Source organism: Streptomyces aurantiacus (genome assembly GCF_001418335.1).
Classification (GTDB): domain Bacteria; phylum Actinomycetota; class Actinomycetes; order Streptomycetales; family Streptomycetaceae; genus Streptomyces; species Streptomyces aurantiacus.
Window position 1 is genome coordinate 1 of sequence record NZ_LIPP01000207.1, and the last position, 8,698, is coordinate 8,698.

Consider the following 8,698-nt stretch of genomic DNA (forward strand, 5'->3'; position numbering starts at 1 on the left):
AACGGGATCACGAGACACTAGCTCATCGACGAGCACAGTCTGTGCCTCGCGATATGTTTGCAAAGCTGCAGCCTGTCGTCCCGACCTGTACAGGGCGAGCATCAGTAGTTCCCGGAATCGCTCGTCCAGCGGATGCTCGGCAACCAGGCCGGTCAGCTCCGTGGCAGCCTTTGTATGGGCCCCGCTGCTGAGTTCGGCCGTGAGGTGGGTTGCTTGTGCAGACAGGCGTTGCTCTTCCAATCGTTGTCGTTGAGCTTGCGCGTACTCTCCTCGGATGCCGGCCAGCGGCGTTCCGTGCCACAGCGCCAATCCCCGGCGCAGTTGCTCTGCCGATTCTCTGGTGTCTCCCGAGCGCCGCGCCTGCTCAGCCAGGGCGAGGAATTCCCGGAAGACATGAAGGTCCAGTTGGTCCGGCGAGATGCGGAGCTGATACCCATCCCCTGTGAAACGGATCGCTGATGTCGTGATTTTCCCGGCAGGATCCAGTGCCCTCCGCAGCCCGTGTACGTAGGTCCGAAGATTTCCGAGCGCAGACGCTGGCGGTCGAGCCCCCCAGACGGCGTCGACAAGGCCGCTCGTCAGTACCTGCGAACCTTCCGCCAGCAGGAGCACGGCCAGGACCGCCCGCTGCTGTGACGGACCCAGTTCGATCTCGTCCTGACCTCGCCAGGCTTTGACGGGCCCCAGCACCGCAAACCGTAACCGCTCATGCATCCTGCATCCCCCTGGGGAACCGCATCCGAACTGGGACTGTGAGACGTTGCGCAACTTCGTCCTCTCCGGCGCGGGCCTCCTGTACTGGCGACGCAAAGCCGAACAATGAGCCCTTTTCGAATCGGCGGTGCCTGGCCGTGAGTTGGACTGTCCTGCGCAACGACGAAGCTCCTGGTAGACGGGTTCTCGACCGAGATCGCCTGTGTCCGCCAGGAGCTTCGCGTGCTTGTCTACCCGTCCGGTATCGATCTGTCCAGCCGCACCCTGCAACACCTCTCCGGTCTCCTCGCACGTCACCGTCGTCGGATCGGCTCCCGGTGGCGTCGCCTGACCTGCGGCCGGCAGGCCCTGCTCGTCCTTTCCCACCTGCGCTGCGGCGACACCTACGCCCGCCTCGCAGCAGGCTTCCGCGTCGGTATCACGACGGTCCACCGGTACATACGCGAGACCGTCGATCTTCTGGCCGCACTCGCGCCCACGCTGGAACAGGCCATGACGACCGTGTGGAAGAAGGCGTACGTGATCCTCGACGGCACCGTGCTGCCGATCGACCGCATCGCTGCCGACCAGCCGTATTACTCGGGGAAGAAGAAGCATCACGGGATGAACGTGCAGGTACTCGCGGATCCAGCCGGCCGTCTGATCTGGGCCTCGGACGCCCTACCCGGAGCTGTGCCCGATCTGACCGCGGCCCGGACCCACGGCATTCCCGCCGCCCTGACCGCCGACGACGTCAAGTGCTGGGCGGACAAGGCATATCAGGGCGCAGGCCCTGCTGTCCGCGTCCCGTTCCGGGGCAAGAACCTGCGCGGCCGGCGTCGGCGTCACAACCGCGATCACGCCAAGATCCGCAGCCTGGGCGAACGCGCCATGGCCATCCTCAAATGCTGGCGGCTCCTGCGGAAGCTCCGCTGCAGCACTACCCGGATCACCGCTGTCGTCCGTGCCGTCGTGACACTCGAACTCGCCACCTGATCAAGATGGAAAAGGTTCAGTGTGGGGGAAGACACCCTCGGCCTGCTGGGCGACGAGGTAGTCCGGCTGGTCGGCGCCTACCCGCGGCAGCCCCTCTCTGACATCTGGGGCGATCTCCTCACGACGCAAGACCAGATATTCCGTACTCTCGAAGGCGGCCGGGTCCGGCAGCCGTCCAAGCTGCGCGACTTGAACTATCAAGCCGCGGTGGTGTCCTTCCTCGTAGCGAAGGGCTTCAACGACCTCGAAGACCGCGCCCAAGCCATGACGATGACCCGCGTCGCAGCCGCCTGCGCACGCGACGCGGAGCATCAAGGACTCATGCGCTCGTCGAAGGCCTGCGGTCACTGATCGCGTACTGGGCGGACAAGCCCACAGACGCCTACCACTACGCCCAGCGGGGCGTGGAAATGGCAACGAACCTCAACGGCACAGTGAAACTGTGGCTCCTCGGCCTGCAATCACGCGCCGCAGCAGTCCAAAGCGATGCGGAAACCGCGCGCACCGCCAGCCAACAGGCCGGCATCTGGCGGGAGAGCGTCGAGCTCGACGACCTCGACCGTCTCGGTGGCCTGTTCACCTACTCGGAGCCGAAGCAGCTCTACTACACCGTGGAAACCGAGGCGCTGCTCGGCAACGGTGACCCGCGACTTGCCGCCCAGGCAGAGGACGCCGTGAACTCTTTCAGCGATCCGGACACCCCGTTCTGGGCGTTCGGCGACCTGGCCGGCGCACAGTGAAACCTCGCACTCATCCGTCTCCACGACGGGCGGCTGGACGGCGCCGCGGAAGCCATCCGGCCCGTGCTCGAACTGCCCACGACCCACAGGAACAACGGCATCATCGTGTCCGCGCAGCGTGTTCGCCAGGCACTCAAAAGCGGCCCAGTCCGCTCAGCCATCCAGGCACGCAGCCTGCGCGAGGAGATCGAGGTCTACCCACCACAGCGCTCCACCGGCACCTCCGTCATAGCGCCACGCGAGTAGCATCCCCGGCATGTACCCGGTCAGCCGCCACAGTCAGCGTCTGGAACTGCGCGAACTCGTCCTTGACGATGTCGCCGCGGTGCACGCCGTCTACGGAAGTGCCACAGCGACGGAACACCTGTCGTTCGAGCCCCGCACCCTCGACCAGGTCACGCAGATCGTGGCCCGGTCGGTGGCTTCGGCCACCGCAGAGCCACGGACCGAATACGTACTCGCCGTCGCCCAGCGGGACACCGGCGACTTGATCGGGTTCGGCCGACTCGCCACCGACCCGCACCAGCAGCGTGCAGCCACCTTCGGCTTCGCGCTGCGCCCGGACACGTGGGGCAAGGGCTACGGTCTGGAAACTGTGCATCTCCTGCTCGGCCTGGCCTTCAAGGAACTGCACCTTCACCGCGTATGGGGTGCACGCTCCCCACTCAACGAGGCCTCGGCGAAGACCATGACGGCGGCCGGGATGGTCGAGGAGGGCGTCATTCGGGCTCACGTCCAGAAAGCCGGGCAGTGGCGGGACTCCGTCGTGCACGCGATCCTCGACGACGAATGGGCTGCTCGTCAGCCCACCGATGTTGCGTAGAGCACCGTGTACAGCGATGGCAATAGCTCTCCGGCCGTCTGCCTCTCCATTCAGGCACACCGGACTAGGCCCTTGAATAAGATCGTGTTACGAGCTCTCATGGCGAGGGGCAGCGTGGGTGCTGGTGAGTGCGCGGCCGCAGAAACTGGTGTGCTCCTGCGGCCGCAGGTCGTTCATTGGACGATGCGGGGCTCCCGTCGGCGCATGAAGGAGACAGTTCTTCCTGTGTTTCGGTCGGCCACAGGAGTGGGGACGGCGTCGTCTCCCTTGATCAGTTCGACCCCTTCCCGTGTGGCAGTTGCCACGCCTGCCGAGAAGGCAACGGCGAGGATCTCTGCCAGCATGCTGTTGGCGCCTTCCTGCGGGAACGGCGTGATCGCGGAAAACGCCTGTTCATGGTTACGGAGCCAGTCCTGGTCCGCCGCCACGGTCAGCCACTCACCATCGGACTGGATCAGCACTCTCGCCGAACCCAAAGTTAGAGCTTCGGTGGCGATCATCCCGGCCAGTTCAACCGGATCATAGGTACCTCTGCGGAAGAACCGGCTTTCGTTCTCAAGCAGATAGTCCATCGGATCGAGTGGGACGATGTCTTCAGGGTGATATTTCAATATCGCCGCCCTGTCTGAGTTCGTTGAAGAGGTTGAAGGCCGATGGGGGAATGTGAAACTCGTACCCCTCGAACGTGGGAGATTTGGGCGACTCAGGAATCTTCCTACTCACGGCCCCGGCTTCCTCAAGCCTGTTCATCGCAGTGTCCGTGATCCTGACCTTGATGATCCCTTTCTGTCCTAGCTGCCTGAGCGCAAAGAACTGCGCGTCGGCGTAGTGCGTGGCGAGGAAGAACCCTCCCGGCCCGTCAGTGTGACTGGCTGCCGCTGCGGTTGCGTCGAGTCCCTTGTTCAGGATATCGACCAGCGACTGCACACTGGCTCCGTGGAAGAACAAGCCACCGGCCACCAGCCGGTCGACGAAAACCAGTTGGTGGCGGGCCCCGGCGCCCTCGGCCCGCTTGCGGATCCCGCCCCGCGCAGCATGACGGCGGCCTTCGAGGCCAGCCTGCCATGGCGCCGCCAACTCCTCTATCAGGAAGGCGAGATGATGCTGCGAGATCCCCCGTGAACAGCTGATGCGCCAGCACCGCCCGATTGACCATGATCGCCACAATCGGATCATGCCACCAGCCAGGCACGACGCCTCACCCGCTGTCACGCACCAACTCGTAAGGGCGATGGCGACCTGTAGAAATCCTGCGATCGGAACCCTCCGCCTCGCCGGCGCCCTCAATACAGCCGCTGGCCGCCGCCGGACAGCCGGGACCAAACACGCGCCCTCGCCCTTCTCGGCCTCACGTGATCAAAAAGGACGAGGCCCGACTACGCCGAAGCCCTGCACCGCCGGCCGGCTCCGAGTGGCCGGAGCCGAGCTCAGGCCCGGGGATCTCTCTCGTTGAGCGCATCGAACTTGCGCACCTCATTGCGCATGTGCGGGCCCCACTTGGTGAAGAGCGCCGTGACCTCCGGTGTGGCAAGGTGTCGATCGAGCGCCTCCTGGGACGTCCACTGTTCAAGTACCGTGACGGTTCCGGTCGCCGCGTCGTCGACACAGAACGAGATCAACACGTTCCCGGGGTTCGCCGCGGCGATCGGATACGTCGACTGTGCCTCGGCGATGAACGTCTCGACATCCTCGGCGGGGACGAAGACCCGGCCGGCCACAATGATCTCCGTCTGGATGGAAGCTTCCGCTGTCGCGGTGGTGGCGGCCTTATTCTGAGGGTTCTGAGGCGAATTCATTGTTCCTTCTCATCTTTGGTGTCTTGGTGCGGAGCCAGCCGCGCGACGTGGTCATGCCGGCACTCCTCGTACTGTCTGGTACTGAAGAGAGAACCCCGACACACGGATCTGGCAGTACGCTAAAACCTGACATCAATGTGAGAGGCAAGCCGTTTAACTGAGGTCACGTGCAACAGGCGCAGTAGCGCGCGGAACTGCGTGCGGCGTGCGTTCGTCTCCGCACCCGGCTCGCCGCGATGCGGCGCCCGCAGAACGTGCGCTCCATCCTGAGGAGGGCCGGTGTGTTGGAGGATGAGCAGGCGCCGCGAAGCAGGCCGCGCTTGAATCGCGTGCCGCCGTCGGTAAAACTCTGACCAAACGCCAGCTGCTGATCTACGGCCTGCGCGTCCTGGAACGCGCCGCCCACGTTGCCGACCTCACGTTCTACCTGCACGGGGCCCCGACCGGGCCGAACATGACCGGCGCGGCAGCTCATCACTCAATCGGTGGCTAACTCGAAGAAGATCAGTAAGACCCGCTGAAGCAAGAAGCAGATCCGAATTAACGACCCGCGAAGTCCGGGCCTAGCCCGCTTCGCTCCCGAGCCCCCTGACAGACGCGGAACCGTGCGGCCGGTGCGCGCCCTGTCCACGGCCGGACCTTGCCCGTCCCTGGCGGGAGGGCTCCCGGCCGGTCACCGGTCGCGGCGGCTTCGCGCGCGTGCACTCGTCGCTTGCTCTCGCACACCCGGAAATCCCCCGTTTTTCTGTACGGCGGGAAGCGCGTCGTGTCGAGAAATCCTCGCCAACAGTGGATCGGTAATTCTGGCGGATACGCGGACAAGGCCCGCATATCCGTCTGTTAAAGAGTGTCATGGGTATTTCACCGGACGTTAATCTCGGAAAATTCACGAAGACCTATCATCCCTATTGTATCGGTCATCGAGGGAGGGAAATCGTGAAGATGTGGTCCCGAAAGGCATCGCTGCTGACCGGCGCTCTGGCGCTGAGTCTGGTGTCCGTTCTTGCCGCCCCCGCGCCCCACGCGTCCGCGCTCAACTCGGTTGCCTGCAATGAGGACGGTTACCTGCGAATCTGGTACTGGTCGTGGACCTCCGACGGTTTCGAATATCTCGACAGCTATTGTTTCGCCAATGCGGGCGAGGACGACCAGGTTGGAATCCAGCGCGCCGCGCGCCTGAGATCCGGCAATAACGCCGGCTACGTCATAATCGACAACAGCACCAGGGTGTCCTTCGGGAAGTGGTGGACGGGCGACCTTCCCAAGGGCACCGTGACCTTCCTCCACATCGACTGACGACAGTGCCTTCGGGCGGGCCGGTGGCCGACCGGAGCACCGGGCATCGTGCCCAGGCCGGTCACCGTCTCGGCGTGCACCGCGCGGGTCACCGAAGTCGCCTAGGCAGTTTCGTTTAGATCAACCGGTGTGGGTCGGATCGATGGACATGGAAGGCGCCTCCGACTGGACGATGATCTCGCCCCAGTCACCCAGGATCTTGTAGCTGTCCTCGTCGAGCACGGTCAGGGCATCGATTGATCCGTAGTCGGCACTGCCGCTCGCGTCGATCGCAGCCTTGACACGCTCTGGCCCGTCCAGTGCAGGGCACGTACGGATGAGAAGGCCACTGTGGCCGGTCGGAAGCAGGCACGTTTCCCCGGTAGAGGGGCCCGGTATCTGGGGTGTCGTGGCAGAAGCAACAGATCGAGTTTGAGGGTCAGGAGACCAGGGTGGACAGCGATGTCCAGTACGTAGCTGTCCTCCAGGCTGACGTTCCCGAACCCCCGGGACGCTCGGGTGGTTGTCGTGCATGGTTTCCCCCTCGGGCTGGCAGCGGGATGCTGATCATGATCCTGACCAGAGGAAGATGCCAGTGATATGCAGACCGGCCAGGTAGATGGTCGCTGTCTTCTCGTAGCGGGTGGCGATGCCTCGCCATTGCTTCAGGCGGTTGATGCACCGTTCAAGGAGTAAGCCGTAATGCACACATAGACGACTCCGGATCGGGGAATGTCCCGGTCGTAGGGGTGGATGGCTTGCTCCAGGCCGCTGCTGTCGTGCAGCAGTTGCGGGAGCGACAAGCCGGTGAGAGTGAGGATGGTGAGTCGCGGTGTCCGATGACGTCGTCGCGGAACTCCCCAGATCCCGTGGTGGGAGACAGTTCCGGAGTTGAGCCGTCAGCTCGTGGTGCGGCGGTTGGCCGAGCTGGCAGCCCGGATGGTGATCGCGGCCGAACGGGACGGGGGTGAACCCCGTGACGATGACGGCACCGGCTCCCTGGGAACGGCTTGACGGCAAGATTCGGCCCTGGCATCTCGATCGCCTCGCGGTTGTCCATGTCCGCCAGTCGACTCCGCAGCAGGTTATCGATCATGCGGAGTCGACCCGGCTGCAGTACGGACTTACCCAGCGGGCTGCCGACCTGGGCTGGGCCCCGTGGCGGGTCCTGGTGATCGATGAGGACCTCGGTCATTCGGCGTCCGGCCTGGTGGACCGGCCCGGCTTCCAGCGGCTGGTCTCCGAAGTCGGCCTGGACCACGTGGGACTGGTCCTGGGAGTGGAGATGTCCCGCCTGGCCCGCAGCGGCCGCGAATGGCACCAGCTTCTGGAGCTGTGCGCGCTGGCCGGGGCCTTGCTCGCCGATCCGGACGGTGTCTATGACCCGGCCGAACACAACGACCGTCTCCTCCTCGGTCTGAAGGGGACGATCAGTGAGGCCGAACTGCATCTGATCAAGCAGCGGATGTGGAACGGACGGATCGGCAAGGCTCGCCGCGGCGAGCTGGGCCGCTGCCGGTCGGCTGTCTCCGACTCGCTGACGGCCAGGTCGTCAAGGATCCGGACGAGCAGGTGCAGGCCGTGGTCGGCCTGGTCTTCGACCTGTTCGACGAACTCGGCCTGATCAACGGAGTGTTGCGGTTTCTGGTCGACCATGACATCCAGATCGGCATCCGGGCCCGGGAGGGTCCGGAGAAGGGGCTGCTGGTGTGGCGTCGGCCCAGCCGGATAGTGATCCAGAACATGCTCCGCCACCCCGCCTGTGCCGGGATCTATGTCTATGGCCGCAGCCGTACCGACCCCCGCCGCGGCGTTCCCGGCCGTCCATGCACCGGCCGGGTCCGCAAGCCGCGCGAGGACTGGTTCGTGTATCTGCCCGGGGTCCTGCCCGCCTATATCGACAGGCCGATAAACGGTCCTCGGCCTCATCCCGCCCCCGCCCTCTGGGGGGGCGACGTCGTTTCGGAAAGTCACATGACTTGCTTTAGGTGTGCGTCCGACGGTGGAGCGCGGTGCCGTCGAGCATGGGGCGGCGGCGACGAATCTTGCGGCGCGGTGTCCAAAACAGCCCCGCATCCCGGCCTTCTGTGGTGACAGCGCACCACCCGGTCATCACAGCACCCAGGAGAGTGGGCATGGCACCGCCCCGCCCGAAGCCCCCGCACGGCGCCTCCACCCCACCAGACCGGCACAGGCCATACCCCACGCCTGCGTGCCGCAGCGCACGCACCCACCGGCCCCGGCGCCCGGGATCCGTCTGGCCGGTCGCCCAGCACCCCACCCGCCACGACACCCACGCGATCGAACCATGGCTGATGGAAACCATCGTCCGGGTCGTTGCCACCTACACCCGGCACAGCCACCGCGTGCTGCTC

Annotated in this window: 12 protein-coding genes and 2 pseudogenes; 9 read left to right on the forward strand and 5 right to left on the reverse strand. The window is 64.9% G+C overall.

The genetic code is table 11. The features are described from left to right. A partial coding sequence (locus tag AOK01_RS41620) for an AfsR/SARP family transcriptional regulator (RefSeq protein WP_245702413.1) occupies window positions 1–690 on the reverse strand: 690 nt, incomplete at its 3' end. 246 nt (window positions 691–936) lie between these two features. On the opposite strand from AOK01_RS41620, the gene AOK01_RS25755 reads away from it, so the two are divergent. From AOK01_RS25755 to AOK01_RS25775, 4 genes are all read left to right on the forward strand, one after another. After that, window positions 937–1,689, forward strand: coding sequence for an IS5/IS1182 family transposase (locus AOK01_RS25755; RefSeq protein ID WP_055515683.1), 753 nt, complete (start codon window positions 937–939; stop codon window positions 1,687–1,689). Between the two features lie 21 nt (window positions 1,690–1,710). Then, the gene (locus AOK01_RS45355) at window positions 1,711–2,040 is read left to right on the forward strand and encodes a hypothetical protein (protein ID WP_055515685.1); all 330 of its coding nucleotides are present in this window, start codon (window positions 1,711–1,713) and stop codon (window positions 2,038–2,040) included. Window positions 2,041–2,099: 59 nt separating this feature from the next. Further along, window positions 2,100–2,429, forward strand: coding sequence for a hypothetical protein (locus AOK01_RS45360; RefSeq protein WP_055515687.1), 330 nt, complete (start codon window positions 2,100–2,102; stop codon window positions 2,427–2,429). A 256-nt stretch (window positions 2,430–2,685) separates the two neighbouring features. Beyond that, entirely contained in the window at window positions 2,686–3,252 is a 567-nt protein-coding gene (locus AOK01_RS25775; RefSeq protein WP_055515691.1) for a GNAT family N-acetyltransferase, read from the forward strand. A gap of 173 nt (window positions 3,253–3,425) precedes the next feature. Here AOK01_RS25775 and AOK01_RS25780 read toward each other — a convergent pair whose 3' ends face one another. From AOK01_RS25780 to AOK01_RS25795, 4 genes and pseudogenes are all read right to left on the reverse strand, one after another. Further along, window positions 3,426–3,824, reverse strand: coding sequence for a hypothetical protein (locus AOK01_RS25780; RefSeq protein ID WP_055515693.1), 399 nt, complete (start codon window positions 3,822–3,824; stop codon window positions 3,426–3,428). Between the two features lie 22 nt (window positions 3,825–3,846). Continuing rightward, complete coding sequence (locus AOK01_RS44140) at window positions 3,847–4,179, reverse strand: hypothetical protein (protein WP_055515695.1); 333 nt, start codon at window positions 4,177–4,179, stop codon at window positions 3,847–3,849. 27 nt (window positions 4,180–4,206) lie between these two features. Beyond that, window positions 4,207–4,408 (reverse strand): annotated as a pseudogene (locus tag AOK01_RS46360) (transposase family protein); the annotation flags it as partial. A gap of 271 nt (window positions 4,409–4,679) precedes the next feature. Continuing rightward, window positions 4,680–5,048, reverse strand: a complete 369-nt coding sequence (locus AOK01_RS25795) for a putative quinol monooxygenase (RefSeq protein WP_079103739.1) — start codon at window positions 5,046–5,048, stop codon at window positions 4,680–4,682. Between the two features lie 852 nt (window positions 5,049–5,900). On the opposite strand from AOK01_RS25795, the gene AOK01_RS25800 reads away from it, so the two are divergent. The 5 genes and pseudogenes from AOK01_RS25800 to AOK01_RS44475 form a co-directional block, all read left to right on the forward strand. Further along, on the forward strand, window positions 5,901–6,344 hold the full coding sequence (locus AOK01_RS25800; protein WP_157871488.1) for a beta/gamma crystallin domain-containing protein: 444 nt from the start codon (window positions 5,901–5,903) through the stop codon (window positions 6,342–6,344). A gap of 870 nt (window positions 6,345–7,214) precedes the next feature. Further along, the gene (locus AOK01_RS46205) at window positions 7,215–7,337 is read left to right on the forward strand and encodes a hypothetical protein (protein ID WP_281181447.1); all 123 of its coding nucleotides are present in this window, start codon (window positions 7,215–7,217) and stop codon (window positions 7,335–7,337) included. After that, the gene (locus AOK01_RS25805) at window positions 7,306–7,947 is read left to right on the forward strand and encodes a recombinase family protein (protein ID WP_245702415.1); all 642 of its coding nucleotides are present in this window, start codon (window positions 7,306–7,308) and stop codon (window positions 7,945–7,947) included. The genes AOK01_RS46205 and AOK01_RS25805 overlap by 32 nt, the downstream gene beginning before the upstream one ends. Then, window positions 7,896–8,417: a recombinase family protein gene (locus tag AOK01_RS44470; protein WP_245702414.1), complete on the forward strand. Its 522-nt coding sequence runs from the start codon at window positions 7,896–7,898 to the stop codon at window positions 8,415–8,417. Before AOK01_RS25805 ends, AOK01_RS44470 begins: the two co-directional genes overlap by 52 nt. Before the next feature lie 41 nt (window positions 8,418–8,458). Then, window positions 8,459–8,698, forward strand: a pseudogene (locus tag AOK01_RS44475) (hypothetical protein); the annotation flags it as partial.